Below are 19,535 nucleotides of genomic sequence, written 5' to 3' on the forward strand. Positions count from 1 at the left end.
GGGGCGCGCGGAGGGCGCCCGGCAGCTCGCGACCCGGCGCACACCTGCGCCTTCGGGTCGGTGGGCCCAGTCGTGCTCGAACGGGTGACTGAGGGGCCGCCGTCCTGGGCAGTGTCCTGCTGCAATTAATATGCAACAGCGATTTTCAGGCAAGAGGGATGTGAGGTTCAATGACGACCCGACTGATACGCGGCGCCGCCGCCGCGCTGGCGACGGCCGCGGCGGTCTCCGCCTGCTCCGCGCCGGGCGGCTCCGGCACCACGGACGGCGCGGCCGCGGCCGAGTCCGTCGTGATCGGCGTCTCCTCCGAGCCCGACACCCTCAGCCCGCTCCTCGGCTACGGCAAGGACGGCAACTCCAAGCTGTTCGACGGCCTCCTCGCCCGCACCGCCGACATGACCCTGAAACCCGCCCTGGCCACGGCACTTCCGCGGATCACGGACGGCGGACGCACCTACACGTACACCCTGCGCGAGGGCGTGAAGTTCAGCGACGGCAAGCCGCTGACCGCGCGGGACGTCGTCTTCACGTACCGCACGATCCTCGACGACGACACCAACAACACCGCCAAGAGCGAACTCGCGGCCGTCAAGGACGTCCGGGCGGTGGGCGACGACACGGTGGTCTTCACCCTCCACCACCCCTACGCGCCGTTCGCCGCCCGCACGGTGCTGCCGATCGTCCCCGAGCACGTCGCAGGCAAGCAGGACCCCAACACCGGCCCCTTCAACACCGAGCCCGTCGGCACCGGACCGTACGTCCTCACCGACTGGCGCAAGGGCGAGAAGCTCACCTTCAAGGCCAACCCGCACTACTGGGGCGGCGCCCCGAAGGTGAAGAAACTCACCATGGCGATCGTCGCCGACGACGACGTCCGCGCCACCCGGCTCCGCTCGGGCGACCTCGACGGCGCCGTCCTCCCGCCCAACCTCGCCGCCACCTTCAAGAGCGACGACGACAAGAAGACGTACCGGGCCACCTCCTACGACTTCCGGGCCGTCACCCTCCCCAGCGGCAACCCCGTCACCGGCGACACCGCGATCCGCCGCGCCCTCGACCTCGCCGTCGACCGGCAGGCCATGGTCGACAAGATCCTCGACGGCGCCGGCCGCCCGGCCTACGGGCCGCTGCCCGTCGACGACCCCTGGTTCGCGAAGGACGTCGAGCGGAAACAGGACCTCGCCGAGGCCGGCCGCGTTCTCGACGCCGCCGGCTGGACGAAGGGCGAGGACGGCATCCGCGCCAAGGACGGCCGCCCCGCCCGCTTCACCCTGTACTACCCCTCCGGCGACAAGGTCCGCCAGGACCACGCCCTCGCCTACGCGTCCGACGCCAAGAAGGCCGGCATCGACGTGCGCGTGGAAAGCGCCACCTGGGAGGTCATCGAGCCGCGCATGAAGCACGACGCCGTCCTCGCCGGCTTCGGCAGCACCGGCGACCCCGACTTCGGCCTCTACACGCTCCTGCACTCCTCCCTCGCCGGCGACGGCTTCAACAACATGGCCCACTACGACAACCCGGCCGTCGACCGGGCCCTGGAGACCGGCCGCCGCACCCAGGACCCCGCCGGCCGCGAGGCCGCCTACGACGCCCTCCAGCGCGCCCTCGTCAAGGACCCCGGCTACACCTTCCTCACCCACATCGACCACCTGTACGTGCTTGCCGACCGCTGGAAGGGCCTCACCACCCAGGTGGAGCCCCACGAGCACGGCTTCGCCGCAGGGCCCTGGTGGAACGTCGAGGACTGGCAGCCCGCGGCATGACCCACGCCCCCTGGCGAGCGATGGCACGGCTCACGGCGCGCCGCGCGCTGTACGCCGTGCCGGTGCTCCTCGTCGTCACCTTCGGCGTGTTCGCCGTCGCCGCCGCGTCCCCCTTCGACCCGGTGAAGGCGTACGCGGGCACCGCCGCCCTCGGCGCCGACCAGGACACCCTGGACCGGCTGCGGGAGAACCTCGGCGTGGACCGGCCGTTCACCGCCCGCTGGTGGGACTGGCTCACCTCCGCCCTCGGCGGCGACCTCGGCCACTCCACGGTGATGCGCCAGCCGGTCGCCGAGGTCATCGGCGAACGCCTGCTGTGGTCCACGCTGCTGTGCGCCGTCGCGTTCGCCGCGGCCGTGCTGCTCGGGACGGTGCTCGGCGTGCTCGCGGCCCGCCGACCCGGCTCGTTCACGGACCGCGCGGTCACCTCCGCCGCGTACGTCCTGGAGGCCGCCCCGGTCTTCTGGATCGCGCTGCTCGCCGTCTGGCTGTTCGCGCTCCGGCTGGACGTCCTCCCGGCGGGCGGCCTCACCGACACGGGCAGCGACCGCGTCACGTTCGGCGGCCTGGTCCAGCACCTGGTCCTCCCTGCCGGCGTCCTCGCCGTCTCCCAGCTGCCCTGGTTCACCCTGTACGTCCGCCAGGGCGTCGGGGACGCCCTCATGGAGGACCCCGTACGCGGGGCGAGGGCGCGCGGCGTCGGCGAACGCACCGTGCTGCTCGGCCACGCCCTGCGCTCCGGGCTGCTGCCGGTGCTCACGCTCATCGGCTCCCGGGTGCCGGAACTCATCACCGGGGCGCTGCTCGTGGAGACCGTCTTCAGCTGGCCCGGCATCGCCTCGGCCACGGTGGAGGCCGCCACGGCGGTCGACTTCCCGCTGCTGGCCGCGCTGACCACCCTCGCCACCGCCGCCGTCCTCGCCGGCAACCTGCTCGCCGACCTGCTCTACGGGCTGGTCGACCCGAGGGTGAAGCTGGAGGAGATGTGACGTCCGACGTCGACGCGGCGGCCGTGAAGCCGGCCGCCCCCGTGTGGCGGGCGCACGGGGGCGCGCGCCGCTCCACGCACGCCCTGCGGCTGCGCGTGTCCGCCGCCCTGGTCGCCGTGACCGTGCTCGCCGTCCTGCTCGTCCCGCCGCTGGTCCAGCTCGACCAGCAGGCCGTCGACCTGGCCGCCAAGCTCGAACCGCCCAGCTGGGCGCACCCGTTCGGCACCGACGACGTCGGCCGCGACCTGCTGCTGCGCTGCGTCTACGGGCTGCGGGTGTCGCTGCTGGTGGGCGTGGTGGCCGCGCTCACCGCCACGGTGATCGGCACCGCCGTGGGGGCTGCCGCCGGCGCCCTCGGCGGCCGGGCCGACCGCCTGGTGATGCGGTTGGTCGACACCCTGTCGTCGGTGCCGCACCTGCTGCTCGGCATCTTCATCGTGGCCATGTTCCGGCCGGGCGTCTGGCCGGTGGTGATCTCCGTCGCCCTCACGCACTGGCTGTCCACCGCGCGCATCGTCCGCGCGGAGGTGCTGTCGCTGCGGTCCCGGCCGTTCGTCGACGCGGCCGTGTCCGGCGGTTCCAGCCGGTGGCGGGTGACCGTACGGCACCTGCTGCCGGGCGTGCTGCCGCAGGCGGGCCTCGCCGCCGTGCTGATGGTGCCGCACGCCATGTGGCACGAGTCGGCCCTGTCCTTCCTGGGCCTGGGCCTGCCCACCCACACCGCGAGCCTCGGCACCCTCATCCAGAGCGCCCGCGGCTCCCTCCTGGCCGGCCAGTGGTGGCCCACCCTGTTCCCCGGCCTGTTCCTCATCGTCCCCACCCTCGCGGTCGCCGGCCTGGCGGGCGCCTGGCGCGAACGGATCAATCCCCGCCGCCGATCGGAGCTGATGCTGTGACCGCGAAGGACGCGACGTGGAGGCCGGCGTCGCCGGCGCCCTCTCCGGCGGGCGGGGGCGACGCCGCTTCCGCCCCGCCGGGGGGTCAGCCGGTGTCGGCGGCGAGGGGCGACAGCGAGCCGGCGGGGACGGGGACGGCCTCGGCGGCCGGGGCGCCTGCGGCTGCGCCGAGCGGGGCGGCTGCGCCTGCGCCGAGCGGGACGGCTGTGTCGACCGGGACGCCTGGGTTGCCCGCGCCCGCGTCGGCAGCCGAGGCGCCCGGCGCCTCCGCCGTGTCGGCGCCCGGAGCCGAGCGCTCCCGACCCGCGCCGACCGGGCCGCTCGCGCCTACAGCCGAGGCGCCTGGCGCCTCCGACATATCGGCGCCCGGCGTCGATTCGACCCGCCCCGCGCCCGTCCTCTCCGTGCGTGACCTCTCCGTCCGTTTCCTGCTTCCCGGAGGGCGTCGGATCGCCGCCGTGTCGGGGGCGTCGTTCGATGTCGCGCCGGGGGAGTGTCTCGCGCTCATCGGGGAGAGCGGGTGCGGCAAGTCCGTGCTGGCGTCCGCCCTGCTCGGGCTGCTCCCGGCCAACGCGCGGACCGCCGGCCACGCCCACCTGGGCGGTCTCGACCTGCTCACCGCCGGTGAACGCACCCTCGCCCGCACCGTACGCGGCCGCCGCGTGGGTCTGGTCCCGCAGTCCCCTGCGGCCCATCTCACCCCGGTGCGGACGATCCGCTCGCACCTCGAGGAGACGGTCGCCCACCTCACCGGCGTACGCGGCCGTGCCGCCCGCCGCGCGGCCGCCGAACAGGCGGCGCACCGCACCGAGTTCCCCCTGGACCACCTCGACCGGCACCCGCACGAGCTGTCCGGCGGGCTGGCCCAGCGCGCCGCGACCGCCCTCGCGCTGGTCGGTGACGCCCCGCTGCTGCTCGCGGACGAGCCGACCACCGGCCTGGACCGGGACCTGGTGGACCGCACGGTCGACGAACTGCGCCGGCACGTGGACGACGGCCACGCCCTGCTGATGATCACGCACGATCTGACCGCCGCCGAACGCATCGCCGACCGCGTCGCGGTCATGTACGCGGGCCGCATCGTCGAACTCACCGACGCGGCCCGCTTCTTCGGCACCCCGGGCCCCCGGCACCCGTACAGCCGGGGCCTGCTGGAGGCCCTCCCCGAGCGGTCCTTCACACCCGTCCCCGGCCTGCCCCCCGAACTGGGCAGCCTCCCCGAGGGCTGCGCCTTCGCCCCCCGCTGCGACCGCGCCACGGACGCCTGCGCGGCCCTCCCGCCGTTCGAGCACACCGTCGCCTGCCACCACCCGGTGACGGCGACCCCCGCCGACACCCCGACTGCGGCCCGCACCCCGGAGGACACCCGTGCTTGAGCTGCGCGCCGTCACCGCCGGCTACGACCGCCGCGCCCCCGTGGTCCGCGACGCGAACCTCACCGTCGCGCCGGGCGAGGCGGTCGGCCTGCTCGGTCCGAGCGGCTGCGGAAAGTCCACTCTCGCCCGGGTCGCGGCCCTGCTGCACCGCCCCGACGCCGGCGAGATCGTCCTCGACGGCACACCCGTCCGCGGCTTCCGGCACCGCGCCCCGAGGGAGCAGCGCACCGCGATCGGCGTGGTCTTCCAGCAGCCGCGCCTCGCCGCCGACCCCCGGCTGCGCCTCGCCGACCTGATCGCGGAACCCCTGCGGGCGACGGGCCGGCGCGCCTCGGCCGCCGACCGCGTGGCGGGACTGGCCGACACCGTGGGCCTCACCCCGGACCTGCTCGGCCGCCGCCCCCACGAGGTGAGCGACGGCCAGCTGCAACGCGCTTGCCTGGCACGGGCGTTGGCACTGCACCCGCGCTGGCTGGTGTGCGACGAGATGACGGCGATGCTCGACGCGTCGACCACGGCCGCGCTGGTGCGGGTCGTGGAGGACTACCGCGCGTCGACGGGCGCGGGCCTGCTGTCGGTCGGCCACGACCGCACCCTGCTGAACCGCTGGTGCGACCGTACGGTCCCGTGGGAGGCGGTGGCCGCGAGCTGAGCCCACGGCCCCCGCCCCCTCAGGGCGCCTCAGGGCGCCTTATACGGCGGCGTCCCCGACGAGGTCCCCCTCCTCGAACGGGACGTCGGTGAGCGGGGCGTCCGCGAACGGATCCTCCCCGAGGCCCCCGCCGAGGGTGCCGGTGAGGAGCCCGCTCATCAGCTCCTCGATGTTCACCTCGGTCGCCCCGGCGGGCGCCTCCGGCTTCCCGCCCTCGCTGACGCGCAGCACCAGCGCGAGCTTCTTCGGCTTCGCCTTCTCCGCCAGCTTCGCGAGGTCGACGGACACCTCGGTCAGCTCGCCGTTCTTCAGCGTGAAGTCGGCGCTGACCTTCTTGTTCGGGGCGTCCGCGAAGTCCTTGGCGGTGGGCAGCTCCTCGCCGCCCGGCAGCTCGTTCTGCAGCGGCTTCAGCGCGCCGAACAGCTCGGTCACCAGCGTGCGGAACGGCGCGGTCGCCGTGATGTGCTCGGTGCCGTCCGAACCGCCGGAGGTGGTGAGGTCGACGTTCTCGGCGACGGCCTTCTTCAGTGCGTCCGTCAGCTTCTTCTGCGTCCCGGCGTCGAGGCTGGGCTCGTCGGAGGGCGCCTTGCCGCCGAAGCCCGGCGCCCCGCTCATGCCCTTGCCGGTCTGCTCCAGCTCCTTCTTGGAGAGCTTGATCCAGCCACCCTCGAGGAGCTTCTTGAACGCCCCGGCCTCGTCCGGCAGTTCACTGGCCGGAGGCATGGGGTTGCCCGTCATCTCCCCGAGCGTCGCGGCGTCGATCCGGACGTAGAAGGAGTCGCCGACCAGCCGGTACTCGAGGAGGGCGCCGTCCGGGCCGCCGACCTTCATCGCCATCGCCGTGAAGTCCTTCTCCTCGGACGTCGCGATCGGCTTCTTCGAGTGCATGGACACGCTGATCGTCGCCTCGCTGAGCAGCTCGGCGATCTCGGGCGTCATCTCCTCGCCCGGCTCCGACTGCTCGGCGTCCAGCGCCAGCAGCGAGTCCACGTCGGTGTCGAGGTCCAGCTCGAAGGCGAGCGAACGCTCCTTACCGAGCTTGTCGAAGGCGCTGTCCAGCTTCTGTCCGGCGGACAGGTTCTCCACGGTGCCGCAGGCGGCGGTGCCGGCGAGAACCATGCCGGCGACGGCGGTGGTGGTCAGGGTCTTGCGCAACGCGAAAATGACGATCTCCTTGTCAAGCGACCGGTCCGGTCGTCACATCAGACGATCGACCAACTCGAACGGTTGTATGGCAAAAGCGAGTTCACCGGAGAAATCACGCACGGAAGCGGCCCGCCCCCGACTCACCGGCCCGCACACCGGGAAGAACCGGACCATGTCCACTCACACCACGGCCGCCGCGGGAGTCCAGGTCTGCTCCCTCAAGCGGGACACCCCGCAGACCGTCCCGGCGAACAGCCCCTACACGGTCATCCGGTTCCCCTTCGGGTCCGCCGAGTCCAGCGACCGCTTCACCATGCACCAGGTCAACCAGCCCGACGGCTACGTGATCACCGACTGGGACAACGACCCGCGCTCCGGCCTGATATGGCCCAGCGTGGCCGGCTGGGGAACCCTGTACGCGATGATCCAGTGGGAGGCCGGCAACTACGACGAACTCCGCGACCAGTTCGTCCGCGACCCCCTCGGCCTCACCCCCAGCCCCAACGACACCACGGCCACGGAACACCGCCCGCCCAGCCCCGGCATGCAGTGCTGGACGAAGAGCTGGGGCATCTTCGTCGACCCGGCCGTCCCCCTCGCGGTCCGCGCCACGCACGACGACAGCGTGGCCCGGGACATCGTCCTCGCGGAGTTCAAGCTGGTGATCCACGAGGCGGCGTGAGCAGGTGACCCCGGCGGCACGCCCCGGGGTCACGTTCGCGGCCTGCCGCCGGTGACCGTTGCGTAGGAGAAGACCTCACCCTCCCGGGGCGCCCGGTTCCAGGACCGGGTGGTCAGCTCCGGCAGGATGCCTTCGACCAGGGCGTGCCGGGGCAGGGAGAGGCCGTAGGCGTCCTGCACGGCGACCAGCAGACGCCGCTCGCGCTCGCCGTCGTCGGCACCGCTCAGCACCCGCTCCGGGTCGAGGCCCTCGGGCACCGTCCCCGAGCGCTCGACGTCCGTGCCGCGCAGCGTGTACGCGAACAGCTCCGCGCCCCGCTCGGCGACGGAGAGGTGGAACATCGCGGAGGCGTCGTCGCGACCGCGGCGTATCCACAGCACCACGGCGCGTCCGCCGCCGCGGGAGGCCTCGGCGGCCGGGGAGACGAACAGGCGCCCGGGTCCGTGCGTCCGGGCGGCCGGGTCGAACCCGAACGCCCACCCGGAGCCCGTCCCGTCCCCCGCCGTCCCGGTCCGGCCCACCGCCACCACGGCCCGGTCCTCCCACGGCGCCGCATCGTCGTCGGGCCGTCTGACGTCGTGGGGGAACCAGCCGTCGGGACGGAGGGGCGGGGCGGTGAGCCCCGCAACCTCGCCCTGTCCCTGTCCCTGTCCCTGTCCCTGTCCCTGTCCCTGTCCCACCAGGCCGGGCAGTTCCTCCGGCTCGACCCCCTCCACCCACAGACACCGCCAGGACCCGTACGGGGCGTTCCACCGCCCGGGCTCGGCCATCCAGCTCAGTCCTGGCGGGTCCAGGTCCGGCACCGGCTCGGGCACCGCGCCCGGCCGTCCGGCCCGGGGCGTCGCCAGCAGCTCCCGCCCCCGCTCCCGCGTCACCACCGGCCCGAGCACCGGGTCGGCCAGCAGCCCGAGCGGTGCCAGCAGGGCCGGCGCGGGCGGCGTCCAGGAGGGCAGGGCGGCGCGGATCACCCGCCACGCGCCGTCCGTGTCACCCCACCGGGCCGCCTCCCGCGCCTCGGCGACGGCCTGCCCGAAGTCACCGTCCGGCGCGTAGCGGTAGGAGCCGTCGCGCACCCGGGCGAGGATCTCGTCGGCGGCCGCCCGGATGGCGTCGCCGGTCTCGGCACCCAGCGCGAACGGCCGCTCGGGCCGGCCGGGAAGGCATCGCAGCGCATGAGCGAGAGCCAGCACGGGCACCAGTTCGTCCGCGCAGCGCGGATCGGCGACGAGCCCGCCGAAGTAACTGCCGCTCCTGACGCCTTGCGCCAGGACGTCGAGCTGGCCCAGCATGCCCCAGGCTCCCGGCCGCCCGTAGCGCTGCGCGACGGCGAGCAGCTCCCGTGCGGCCTCCCACCGCCCGCTGAGCGCCTCCTCCTGCGCCCGCTCGACGTCGGCGTCCCGGGCGCGGGTGGTCTCGTTGACGAAGTCCGGCAACTGCGCCCGCTCGGCGTGGAAGGACTCGTACCGGCGCTGCATGTAGGCCCGGAACGACGGATACCGGGTCGGGTACTCACCGCTCCAGCCCTTGTGGACGTACAGCGCCCACTCGCCGTCCTCGTCGGTGTCGCCGGGGTCCAGCAGCACGTAGGACATGTCGGAGCCGGTCTCCAGCTGAAGCGCGCGCTCCCACATCCCGGCGAGCAGCACCTCCTGCTCGGTCGACCGCTCGTCCAGGCTCTCCCGGTACATCGGCGTCAAGCCGAACGGATCCCCGAACCAGCCGATCTCATGAACGGCCCCGAGCTGGTATATGGAGTCGTCGCGCAGCCTCCAGCCGTTGCCGGCCAGCAGGAACTCCCGGTAGGACGGGGGCAGCCGGACCCCCAGCCGCCGCTCGGCGTCGGCCACCTCCGCCTCGGACGCCGGCGACACCACCGGCCGCAGTTCGTCGGGGGTCACGTCCCCCTCCGCCAGCTCGACGGCGTCTTCCTCGCTCGGCACCCACTCGTCCCGCCAACGCCGCAGGAACGCCGGCCAGTCGAACCCGTTGTCGTCCATGCGGTGATCGTGGCAGGCGCCACTGACAACGCTGCCGCTGCGGGCATTTCGGGGAATTGGTGCCGGGCGCGTGAAGGAATGCCGTGGCGGTCCACCCGGAGGTGAGTGCATAAGGGACGTCCCGTGGCATGTGTAGCGTGTCAACGCGTCTGTCCCGGGGGTGTCCACGGGGGTGCCGTGTACGCTGGCTGTATGACGGACAACGCCGCTCCACCGGCCGGCTCCCTTGTCACCGGCTCCGACATCGCTCGGCTGGCCGGAGTCACCCGGGCCGCCGTCTCCAATTGGCGTCGGCGGTACGAGGACTTCCCCGCGCCCGCCGGAGGATCGGCGAACAGCCCGCTCTACGCCCTTGCCGAGGTCCAGGCCTGGCTCGCGAAGCAGCGCAAGGGCCAGGAGGTGTCGCCGGAGGTCGAGCTGTGGCAGACGATGCGCGCCGCCTACGGGGAGCAGATGCAGACGGGCCTCGCCGAGGTGGCGGGACTGCTGGCCGGTGAGGACGCGCCGGAGCCGCCGGACGACGTGGCCGGGCGCGTGCGCGAGCTGAGCCGTACGGCGTCACCCGCCGACGTCGTGACCGGACTGGCGGAACGTTTCATGGATTCGGCCCGGCGCTCGGGGTCGGACCAGGTGACCTCGGAACGCGTGGTGCGGGCGGTGTGCCACTTCGCACCCGAAGTGCCCACCGGCGGGACGGTGTTCGACCCGGCCTGCGGCATCGGATCGCTGCTGCTGTCGGTCGCCGCCGACGAGAAGGCGAGCCGCCGCGGCCAGGAGATCGACACGGACAGCGCCCGGTTCGCCCAGCTCCGGGCCGACCTCGTGGGCCGGTCGGGGGTGCGCGTCGTCGCGGGCGACTCCCTGCGCGCGGACCAGTGGCCGGACCTCAAGGCGGACCTGGTGGTCTGCGACCCCCCGGCCGGTGTGACCGAGTGGGGACGGGAGGAGCTGCTGCTCGACTCGCGCTGGGAACTGGGCACCCCGTCCAAGGCCGAGGGGGAGCTGGCCTGGCTCCAGCACGCCTACGCCCACACCGCGCCCGGCGGCCAGGTCCTCATGGTCATGCCCGCGTCGGTCGCCTACCGCAAGGCGGGCCGGCGCATCAGGGCCGAACTCGTGCGCCGAGGCATCGTGCGCCAGGTGATCGCCCTGCCGCCCGGTACGGCGACGTCCCACGCCCTCTCCGTGCACCTGTGGTGCCTGCGGCGTCCCATGAACACCGGCGCCGGCGACACGAACCACACCGTGCGCATGGTCGACCTGACCGACAACGACCCCGAGGCGAGCCTGGAACCGCGCCCCGACCAGGTCGCGGACGTCCCGCTGATCGAACTGCTGGACGACGTCGTCGACCTGACGCCCGGCAACCACATGCGGGCGCTGCACCGCGACTACCCCGGTGAGTACGCCGCGCTGCGCGAGGATCTGGCGCGGGAGCTGGGCCGGCTCGCCGCTCTGCTGCCCCAGCTCGCGCCCGGTGACGGACCGGGCGCCCTGGACGCGGCCACGGCCGGCGTCGCGGAGCTCGCCCGCGCCGGGCTGGTCGCCTTCGAGGGGACCGAGCCGGTGTCGACCAGCGATCAGCTCGACACGGACTATCTGCGGGGCTTCCTGCGCAGTTCGGTCAACGCGCGCAGGTCCACCAGCGCCAGCGGCACCTACCGTCTCGACGGCAAGGGCGCGCGCGTTCCCCGCATGGGGATCGACGACCAGCGCCGCTACGGATCGGCCTTCCGGGCCCTGTCCGAGTTCGAGGAGGGGATCCGCAAGGTCCACGAGCTGAGCCGCCGCCTCGCCGACATCGCCCGCGAGGGCCTGACCACCGGCGCCCTGACCCCGGAGAACTAGGAGCAGGGCGCCGGCCGGACCTCACGCGACGTGCGCCAGGAACGGGCTCGCCGCTCCGCTCCACGTCACACTCAGCGCCTCCCGCGCCCGCGTGCAGGCGACGAAGAGGAGACAGCGTTCCCGGAGCAGGTCGGCCTCGTGCTGGAGGGCGTCCGCCTCGAGCGGGGTGATCTCCCGGGCGAACGGCACCGTTCCCTCGCCGACACCCAGGACGGACACGGCCCGGAACTCCAGGCCCTTCATCGCGTGCATCGTCGCGAGCCGTACCCCTTCGGCGTGCTGCGCCGTCTGGCCCTTGACGCGGAGCACCGGTATCCCGGCGGCCTTCAGCTTGTCCTCCGCGCTGTCCAGGGAGAGGTTGAAGCGCGCGCACACGCCGATCTCGTGCGGGGCCAGGCCCTCATCCAGCAGTTGCCGCACCCGGTCCACCAGGGCCTCGGTCTCCTCCTGCCGGGTGGCGTAACCCCGGGCCTGGGGCCGGCCCCCGTGCAGCAGTGAGCGGTACCCGGCGAGCGAATCCGTGCCCTCGCCGTCGAGCGCGTCGACCGTGACGGGCGCCAGGAGCCGCGCCGACCAGGCGAGAATCTCCTCGGTCGAGCGGTAGTTGACCCGCAACCGGAAGCTGCGGCCGGCCGTGGCGATGCCCAGGGAGCCGAGGGACACCCGCGAGTCGTAGATCCGCTGGTGCGGGTCGCCGGTGAGGAACAGGTCGTCGGGGCCCGGAGCCGCGGCGGCGCGCAGCACACGCCACTGCGCGGGGTGCAGGTCCTGCGCCTCGTCGACCACCACATGGGCGTACGGGGCCGGGCCGTCGGCGAGCAGACCGGCGGCGCGCGCGCAGACCGCCAGGTGCGTGGTCTCACCGCGGTCCCGCAGCAGCCGCTCGAACCGCTCCACCCCGCCCCACACCTCCCGGCGCCGCGCGGGTCCGAGCCCGGTGCCGCGTCCCCGGCGGCTCGCGGCGAGGTAGGCGTCGAGGTCGCGGAGGTCCTGGGCGAGGACGACGTGCCGGTACTCCTGCGCCAGGAACCGGGCGGTGAACGGCAGATCCAGCTGCTTGACGACCTTCTCCCACAACTGCCGCTGCTCCCGGTCCCCGACCGGCTTGGGCGCGGTCGCGGACGCGGCCCGCACCACACCGTTGGCGTACGCGTCCACCGTGGTCACGTCGACCCGGGCCAGCAGCGTCTCGTCCTCGTCGAGGAGCAGGCCGAGCATGTCGCGCAGGCCGGCGGCGAGCGCGTTCGTGTACGTGGTGAGCAGGACGCGGCTGTCGTCGGAGCGGCCCAGCAGATGCTTGACGCGGTGCAGGGCCGCCACCGTCTTGCCCGTACCGGGGCCGCCGGTGACCTGCACGGGGCCCCCGTACGAGGTGCGGTAGGCCACGCGTCGCTGGGAGGGGTGGAGGAAGATCCGCCACGCGGCGAACGGCTTCTCCAGCGCCTCCTCCAGCTCCCGCGGGCCGGTGACCAGACGGATGCGCGCGGGCGTGTTGGCGATCACCGTGGCCAGGTCCTCGACCGGCTCGGCGGGCGCGTCGGCGGGCCGGCGGACGGCCACGACGTCCCGGTACACCTCTTCCGGGCCGAACCCCTCGGCGAGGTACTGGAGCACCTCCAGCTGGTCCTCCGGCAGGAGCGTGGAGAACGCCTCCAGCTGGGCCTTGTCCGCCAGGGAGCGGGCGGCGCGCAGCACCTGGTCGTCGATGCCGAGTTCGCGCAGCGCGCCGTCGGAGACGTGCTCGAAGAGCAGCCGGGGGGCGGAGCGGGCCGCGTTCTCGTACAGCGGTGTCAGCTCGTCCAGGGCGACGGCGTCGCGCACCTCCAGGGCCCGGGTCGCGGAGTTGGCGCTGTAGAGGCGTTTCGCGGCCCAGGTGTAGGCGTCGTCGTGCGGCAGCACGTTGACGAGCAGGAAGACGTCGCTGCCGTCGTCGGGCGCCAGGACGACACCGCGCCAGAAGTCCGTGACGCGGATGGTGCGCATGCGCTTGTCACGGGCGTTCTCGACGGACTCCAGATGCAGTCCCTTGTCGGCGTTGAGCTCGGCGGCGCTCATGGCCTGGAACTTCGCCATGGCCTTGCGCACTCCGGCCCGGACGGGCTTTTCCAGGGTGTCGTAGCCGTCCCAGAAACTCTGGGCGAAGGCGAGCCGGGGCATACGGTGTGTTCCTTTCCGTCGGACTTCAGTCGGGCTTCCGTCGGCTTGATGGGCGTGGGTCACGCGGGGGTGCGGGCGCGGGCCAGGCGTACGGCGATGTCGCGCAGCGCCGACAGCAGTTGCCCCGGCTCTCGGGACAGGTCGACGCTGTGCTGGTGCAGCAGCACGCCGCGCCCGTCCGCGCCCGCCGCCGTCCCGCGCACCTCGTGGAAGCGCGTGGGCAGCCGCCCCGCCGCGTACACCAGGTGCGCCTCGCGCAGGCCGAGCACCGTGGCGTACGCCAGCGCCTGGTACAGGTCGGCGTTGAGGCGGCCGTCGCCCTTCTCCACCTTGTACTTGGCGTCGACGACGGCGACCGGCGTCCGGCCGTCACGGGTGCGCACCACGAGGTCGGGACGGATCCGTACGAGTCCCGCGGTGTCGAGGTGGTGCGTGTCCTGGAGCCGGGCGGTCAGGCCGTGCTCCTTCAGCGCCTCGCTCAGGGCGACGGTGACGAAGTCCTCGAACAGCTGGTTCATGTCGATCAGGAAGCCGTCCACGGCGAGCGGATCGGCGCCCGGCGGCGTGTGCTCGGGCGAGGAGCCGCGCAGGACGGCCTCACAGAGCCGCAGGGTTGGCTGGTAGCGGGAGTTGAGCCGGGAGGGCTGCCAGCGCGGCAGTTCCTGCCCCCGGACCAGGGGCAGCGCGTCGGCGAGCCGGACCCGCTGGTGGGCCAGGCGCCGCCGCACGGGGCCGGGAACGCCGGGCAGGCGCAGCAGCCGCTCGACGGCGGCCCGCAGGATGCGGTTCTCGGCGGTGTCCGCGGTGTAGTCGTCGTACGCGATCTCCACGGGCGGCGTGCGGCCGAAGTGCCGTCTGATCTGCTCGGCCTCGAGGATGCGCCCGCGCACCACCAGCGAGGACTCCTCCACCTCCCGGTAGCCCTGGAGGACCCCTTGGCGCAGCGCCGCGTCGATCCGCCGCTCCACGGCGTGGGCGAGCGCGGGCACCACGTCGTCGTACGCGCCGGTGTCGACGGTGCCCTCCCGGTCGTCGTGCCAGGCCCGTTCCGGGGCGAGGCTGAACCCGAGAAGGAAGAAGATCCGGCTCACCGGGGTCTTGGGCATGATCCGCACGATCGGCCCGCCGGGCGTGCGCAGCGCGCCGACCCGGCTGCCCGCCCGCAGCAGCCAGTGCCCGTCACGGGCCGGGTCCGGCGTGACGCTCCGGAGTATCCCTGAGGCGGCGAGGGCCCGGCCGGCCGCGGCGCCGAGCGGCACGGAGACGGCGGGTCCGTACTCGCGCAGCACCACGTCCGGCACGGGCTCGGTCATGCCGGCCGCTCGCGCAGCGCGTCGAGGCCGTAGCGGGCGGCGATGTCGACGCCCTCGCCGTAGTGGTGCTCCTCCAGCAGCGGCAGGATCTTCGTGCGCCAGGTCCGTTCGAGGCCGCCGTCGCGGTACACGCCCGGCTTCATCAGGTACGAGGGGCCGATGGCGAAGTCGGCGTCGTCGACGCGGGAGTTGAGGGCGTCGAGGAGGCGGGCCGGCTCCGCGTCGCGCCCTTCGCGCGCTAGCCAGCGGGCGAGCAGGCCGGCGGTCGGCTCGGTGCGCGGGGACAGCTCCACGAACGCGAAACGGCGCCGCATCGCCGCGTCGACCAGCGCGATGGAGCGGTCGGCGGTGTTCATCGTGCCGATCACGAAGAGGTTGGGCGGCAGCGGGAAGTCGTCCCCGGAGTAGGTGAGCCGCACGGACCGGTCCCGGTACTCCAGCAGGAAGTACAGCTCCCCGAAGACCTTGGCCAGGTTGGCGCGGTTGATCTCGTCGATGATCAGGAAGTGCGGGACGTGCCGGTTGCCGTCGCGGGAGGCGAGGTCGGCGAGCTCCCGCAGCGGGCCGGCGGTGAGCCGGAACGCCACCTCCCGCGTCTCGGGGTCCTCCACCGGACGGAAGCCCTCGAAGAAGTCCTCGTAGGCGTACGACGGGTGGAACTGCACGATCTTGACCTGCTCCGGGCCGCCGCCGAAGTGCTCGGCGAGCTTCATGGCGAGGTACGTCTTGCCGGTGCCCGGCGGGCCGTAGAACACCAGCTGCTTCTCGTCGAGCAGCAGCTCGCGCAGCTCCTCCAGCCACGCCCGGTCGTGGACGAGCAGCTCCTCGGCGAGGGCCTCGCTGATCCCGGGCAGCGTCAGCTCCTTGGGCGCCGCGCGCTCCAGGGTGTCCGCGGCCTCCGCCCGGTCGGTCCCGTCCGCCTCGCCGGCGAGCCCGTCCAGGGCGTCGAGGACGCCGGTCAGATCGACCACGTCGTGCTGCACGGACAGCTTCTGCCGCAGCTCGCCGGGCAGTTCGTCGTACGGGTGACCGTCGGCCCGCCAGGTGACCGACCGGCGCAGGTTGGACAGCCCTCCCGGCGACGTGGTCTGCACGGCGTCTCCGGTGATCCGGCCGAGGTACATCCGGTCGTCGTCGTAGGTCGCCACGGTGTCGCCGACCCGCATCTGCGTCAGGAACGCGTGCAACTCGTCGACGAGGCCCTGCTTCTGGTGGTACGAGGCCGCTCCTTCGTAGCCCTCCTCGACGAAGCGCCGCAGCGCGCTCTTCGTCGGGTCGGACTCCTCCAGCGGCGGCAGGTGCGCGCCCGACAGCGACACGAACCCTTCCGCCAGCCACAGCTGCCGCACCAGGTTGTGCCCCGAGACGTTCGACCCGCGCACCAGCCACGCCTTGTGCGGGGGACGCCAGCCGGTGGACAGGTAGTCGGAGAGCGGGTGCCCCTCGTCGGTGCGCCAGGACTCGGGGCCGGAGGCGTCGTAGCCGCACACCAGCGCTGCGGCGGCGGACGAGGAGTTGCACTCGATGTCCCGGGTCGCCACCCACCGCGCGGGCGCGCCCTCGGGCCGGCCGGGAACGGACGGGGCGTCCACGAGGGCGCCCTCCGCGCGGAGTTCCGCCCGCGACCGGCGGGCATGACGGCCGAGCCCGGGCCACTCCTCGGCGGTCACGAGGGACCCCTCGCGCAGCAGGAACCGGTTCGTCCCGTTGCCCCCGAACCGCGTCAACAGCCACCCCCGCGCCTCGGCCCCGTCCTGCGGCAGCCTGATGCGGAACTCGGGCGTGCCGGGGAGACGGTCGGGCTGGGGCATGGGTGACCTTCCGGGAGACGAGGTCGACATGAACACTGCACACCCTAAGTGTTGACACTGTCAATTGACCCGTCCCCCCTGGTAGAGAGAGATTACATCCACGGGTGACACGTCAGAAGGTGGATTGCGATTTTCGCAACTCGCCGGTACGGTGCTGGAATGACTGAGACTGTGATCGAGCGTGTACGCAAGGTCATGGACGCAGCCTCCCTTTCCCAGGCCGCGTTCGCCGATCGAATCGGCCTGTCCCCGGACAAGCTCTCCAAGTCGCTCGGCGGCGTACGCCGTTTCAGCTCGCTCGACCTGGCCCGTATCGCGGAGGCCACCGGCACGACGGTGGACTATCTGATCAGCGGACGCGAGCCGGTACGTCCCCGTGCTGCCGCCCGCTCCACTGGAGCGGTCGCGGAAGGAGCCGGATGGGCCGAGATCGAGGCGATCGCCTCCCGCTTCCAGAACGCCTACGAGGTCCTGAGGCTGCTCGACCGACCTCGCTTCGTCCCCGATCTGCCCGCGCCTCGCGCGGATCTGGAACGGTACGTCGACCAAGGGGAGCGTCTCGCCTCCGACCTCGCGGAACATCTTGCCGGGCGAGGCGCGGGGTCCCCCGCGGGCATGGACCTTCCCTCCCTCACGCGGCTTCTCGCGGACCACTGCGGAATCGACGTGGCACTCGTCGAGTTTCCCTCCCGCGCGGCGCTGTCCGGGGCGACATGGCAGTCCGAAGGATTCCGGATCGTGCTGCTCGCCACCACCCAGGAGTGGACCCGAGCACGCTTCACCCTTGCTCACGAGGTCGGACACCTCCTCGCCCGTGACGCCCAGGACCTGCGCGCCGACGCGACACCCCAGCCCGGCAAGCAGAAGGACTACACAGAGGTCAGGGCCAACGTCTTCGCTGCCCATTTCCTGATGCCGGCGGCAGAGGTGCGAGCAGCCTGGGAGCGCACGGTCGCCGACCCGAAGGCGCCCACCGACGCCGAACTCAGCGAACTCGTCGTCACGTTCAAGGTCTCACCCAGCGCCCTGGCGGCCAGGCTCAACCGGCTGGGACTCCTCGACAGTAGTCGTCGGGACAGGTTCCGCGGTTTCACCACGGAGATCTGCCACGTTCTGGCGGGGCGGCTCGACGACCACTACCGTCACCGCGCGGAGTCTGCGGTGGCCCGCCCGCCGCTCGCCCCGATGGCGGAGCTGCTCGCCGCGTACGAGGCCGGTGAGACGACTCTCCGCCCGCTGGCCGCCTACCTGGACCGCGACGTCGACGACCTGAGGGCCATACTCGAGCCCGCGCGCCCCCCACGCCCCTTGCCGGAGGACGAGAAGGGCGATCCCGTATTCCAGCCATGACAGATCTCTTGCACTCCAGGGGCCGCGTCAGCCTGTTCCCCGACAACACCGTCCTGTGCAACTTCGGCACCGTGGGCCGTCTGGACCTGCTCCGCAAGGTGCTCGACGGATGCGGCCGCTGGACCGAGGCGGTGGCGGAGGAGGCCCGACGATCGGCCGCCTACGTGCGCGACCTTGCCCGGCTCGAAGCGGAAGGCTGGCTGGGCGAGCCGATCGAGCTTTGCACCGACGCCGAGATCGCTCTCGCGGACCGGTTGCGCCGCGCGGTCTTCGGTGGCCTGCCGACCGAACCTTTACGCCACCTCGGTGAAGCCGAAACCCTCGCGCTCATCCAGACGCGAAGGGAGTTCACCGGGGCTGTCTGGATCACGGACGACCGCGACGCCGGCGAGTACGCCTCCGCGCGCGGCATCCCGGTCAAGAACACCGTCGCCCTCATGCGCGAGGCCGCCGTGTCCGGGCTTGTCCACCACGTCGAAGGGCATCGTCTCCTCGTTGACATGGTCGCTCAGGGCCGACACCTCCGCGACGTCCCGGAGCGCGCGGAGCGGTTGCTCGACTGAGCCCGGGAGGCGCGCGTGAGAAGCGCGGCGGCGTGGAGCGGAAGGATGCGTCAAAGTTCCGCGCGTCGGCTGTGTGATGACAAGGCTCCCCCCGCCGAGCGGTTGCTGTCGCCGTCGGCTGCGCCCTACTTGCGCCTCTTGCGTAACGACAGCCACCCCGAATAAGGTTGTTAGCGGTGTCAACGGATGGGCGTTGTCGCGGGGGTTGTCGCAAGGGTGCGCCGGGGGGGGCAAGGAGTGGGACAGATCGACACCCGCCTATTCTTGCGGCAATTCGGGTGGGACGACTTCTGGTGCGGAACCCTGCTCGGCGGCTGCGGCCGGCCACTGCGACCCAAGCGGTACGTGACGCGGGTCTGCCACTTCGCGCACGAGGCAAACCCTGGCCGTGACGAATGCCACCGGACTACCCACAGCGCGGACAGCGCCGACCACTTGTTCATCAAGGCGCACGCCACTCGCTGGCTGGCCGCCCATGGACATGAGGTGCGCGGAGAACTGCGCACCCTCGGACACTGCCACGGTGACGCCGTGGACTTCCGGCTGCCTCGGACGGACATGTTTCTCCGCTTCGAGCTCCACTCCGAGGACTACAGGACCTGGCGTAAAGCGGCCGACAGCCTGGGTGCGAAGGAAGGCCGGATCGAGTGGGTATGTGGGCAGGGCGACCATCTCGCGCGCGACATGCTGGCTCGGAGGGGCTACGCGCTGCTGGTGCGGTGCGAGACCGAGGGCAACGACCGCCGTGTGTACATCGGCACGTTGACCGACGGGAGAGAAACGGCCTGGGAACCTCTGGTGGACCAGTGCCGGATGACCGACAAGGGTTTGGTCACCCCCACGCTTGGGACGCTTCGCGCCGGCGGAGTGGTACGACGGTGACAGGGGCACGCACCGACACAGGCCGACGTGTGGGGCGAGTGGTGTCCGGGCAGTGAGATGCGGCTCCAAGTGGAGCCGGCGCTTTTCGTTGGGTGTCAGCCGTAGGCTGG

General features: G+C 72.7%; 16 protein-coding genes. 10 read left to right on the forward strand and 6 right to left on the reverse strand.

Translation table 11 applies throughout. From position 1 onward, the window contains the following. The first annotated feature begins 170 nt into the window (after positions 1-170). The 3 genes from CCN29_RS02115 to CCN29_RS02125 are packed head-to-tail and all read left to right on the forward strand — an operon-like array spanning position 171 to position 3,648. The gene (locus tag CCN29_RS02115) at positions 171-1,763 is read left to right on the forward strand and encodes an ABC transporter substrate-binding protein (RefSeq protein ID WP_086679798.1); all 1,593 of its coding nucleotides are present in this window, start codon (positions 171-173) and stop codon (positions 1,761-1,763) included. After that, the gene (locus CCN29_RS02120) at positions 1,760-2,752 is read left to right on the forward strand and encodes an ABC transporter permease (protein WP_374193709.1); all 993 of its coding nucleotides are present in this window, start codon (positions 1,760-1,762) and stop codon (positions 2,750-2,752) included. Before CCN29_RS02115 ends, CCN29_RS02120 begins: the two co-directional genes overlap by 4 nt. Then, positions 2,749-3,648, forward strand: coding sequence for an ABC transporter permease (locus tag CCN29_RS02125; RefSeq protein ID WP_086679802.1), 900 nt, complete (start codon positions 2,749-2,751; stop codon positions 3,646-3,648). Before CCN29_RS02120 ends, CCN29_RS02125 begins: the two co-directional genes overlap by 4 nt. A gap of 85 nt (positions 3,649-3,733) precedes the next feature. Here CCN29_RS02125 and CCN29_RS35515 read toward each other — a convergent pair whose 3' ends face one another. Then, complete coding sequence (locus CCN29_RS35515; RefSeq protein WP_369153465.1) at positions 3,734-4,006, reverse strand: hypothetical protein; 273 nt, start codon at positions 4,004-4,006, stop codon at positions 3,734-3,736. Here CCN29_RS35515 and CCN29_RS02130 point away from each other — a divergent pair. Continuing rightward, positions 4,005-5,024, forward strand: a complete 1,020-nt coding sequence (locus CCN29_RS02130; RefSeq protein WP_086679827.1) for an ABC transporter ATP-binding protein — start codon at positions 4,005-4,007, stop codon at positions 5,022-5,024. The genes CCN29_RS35515 and CCN29_RS02130 overlap by 2 nt on opposite strands. Then, positions 5,017-5,676, forward strand: a complete 660-nt coding sequence (locus CCN29_RS02135; protein WP_086679804.1) for an ABC transporter ATP-binding protein — start codon at positions 5,017-5,019, stop codon at positions 5,674-5,676. The genes CCN29_RS02130 and CCN29_RS02135 overlap by 8 nt, the downstream gene beginning before the upstream one ends. A gap of 39 nt (positions 5,677-5,715) precedes the next feature. On the opposite strand, the gene CCN29_RS02140 is transcribed toward CCN29_RS02135, so the two are convergent. After that, complete coding sequence (locus tag CCN29_RS02140; protein ID WP_086679829.1) at positions 5,716-6,795, reverse strand: hypothetical protein; 1,080 nt, start codon at positions 6,793-6,795, stop codon at positions 5,716-5,718. A 199-nt stretch (positions 6,796-6,994) separates the two neighbouring features. Here CCN29_RS02140 and CCN29_RS02145 point away from each other — a divergent pair, with 199 nt between their 5' ends. After that, a complete protein-coding gene (locus CCN29_RS02145) occupies positions 6,995-7,504 on the forward strand; it encodes a hypothetical protein (protein ID WP_006135909.1) in 510 nt (169 codons plus the stop codon). Positions 7,505-7,533: 29 nt separating this feature from the next. On the opposite strand, the gene CCN29_RS02150 is transcribed toward CCN29_RS02145, so the two are convergent. Beyond that, a complete protein-coding gene (locus CCN29_RS02150) occupies positions 7,534-9,501 on the reverse strand; it encodes an SMI1/KNR4 family protein (RefSeq protein WP_086679806.1) in 1,968 nt (655 codons plus the stop codon). A 192-nt stretch (positions 9,502-9,693) separates the two neighbouring features. On the opposite strand from CCN29_RS02150, the gene CCN29_RS02155 reads away from it, so the two are divergent. Continuing rightward, positions 9,694-11,349 (forward strand): N-6 DNA methylase, encoded by a 1,656-nt coding sequence (locus CCN29_RS02155; protein WP_031022172.1) that lies wholly within the window; start codon positions 9,694-9,696, stop codon positions 11,347-11,349. 21 nt (positions 11,350-11,370) lie between these two features. Here CCN29_RS02155 and CCN29_RS02160 read toward each other — a convergent pair whose 3' ends face one another. The 3 genes from CCN29_RS02160 to CCN29_RS02170 are packed head-to-tail and all read right to left on the reverse strand — an operon-like array spanning position 11,371 to position 16,630. Then, positions 11,371-13,506, reverse strand: a complete 2,136-nt coding sequence (locus tag CCN29_RS02160) for a UvrD-helicase domain-containing protein (RefSeq protein ID WP_086679808.1) — start codon at positions 13,504-13,506, stop codon at positions 11,371-11,373. A 59-nt stretch (positions 13,507-13,565) separates the two neighbouring features. After that, on the reverse strand, positions 13,566-14,819 hold the full coding sequence (locus tag CCN29_RS02165; RefSeq protein WP_086679810.1) for an McrC family protein: 1,254 nt from the start codon (positions 14,817-14,819) through the stop codon (positions 13,566-13,568). Beyond that, complete coding sequence (locus CCN29_RS02170; RefSeq protein ID WP_086679812.1) at positions 14,816-16,630, reverse strand: DUF4357 domain-containing protein; 1,815 nt, start codon at positions 16,628-16,630, stop codon at positions 14,816-14,818. Before CCN29_RS02170 ends, CCN29_RS02165 begins: the two co-directional genes overlap by 4 nt. A gap of 159 nt (positions 16,631-16,789) precedes the next feature. Here CCN29_RS02170 and CCN29_RS02175 point away from each other — a divergent pair, with 159 nt between their 5' ends. The 3 genes from CCN29_RS02175 to CCN29_RS02185 all read left to right on the forward strand — a co-directional run bounded on the left by CCN29_RS02175 (position 16,790) and on the right by CCN29_RS02185 (position 19,425). Beyond that, on the forward strand, positions 16,790-17,980 hold the full coding sequence (locus CCN29_RS02175) for a helix-turn-helix domain-containing protein (protein WP_086679814.1): 1,191 nt from the start codon (positions 16,790-16,792) through the stop codon (positions 17,978-17,980). Between the two features lie 8 nt (positions 17,981-17,988). Beyond that, complete coding sequence (locus CCN29_RS02180) at positions 17,989-18,543, forward strand: PIN domain-containing protein (RefSeq protein WP_228731383.1); 555 nt, start codon at positions 17,989-17,991, stop codon at positions 18,541-18,543. Positions 18,544-18,780: 237 nt separating this feature from the next. Beyond that, positions 18,781-19,425 (forward strand): competence protein CoiA family protein, encoded by a 645-nt coding sequence (locus CCN29_RS02185; protein WP_143661264.1) that lies wholly within the window; start codon positions 18,781-18,783, stop codon positions 19,423-19,425. Positions 19,426-19,535: the final 110 nt, after the last annotated feature.

This window comes from Streptomyces pseudogriseolus (assembly GCA_002154585.1).
Classification (GTDB): domain Bacteria; phylum Actinomycetota; class Actinomycetes; order Streptomycetales; family Streptomycetaceae; genus Streptomyces; species Streptomyces pseudogriseolus.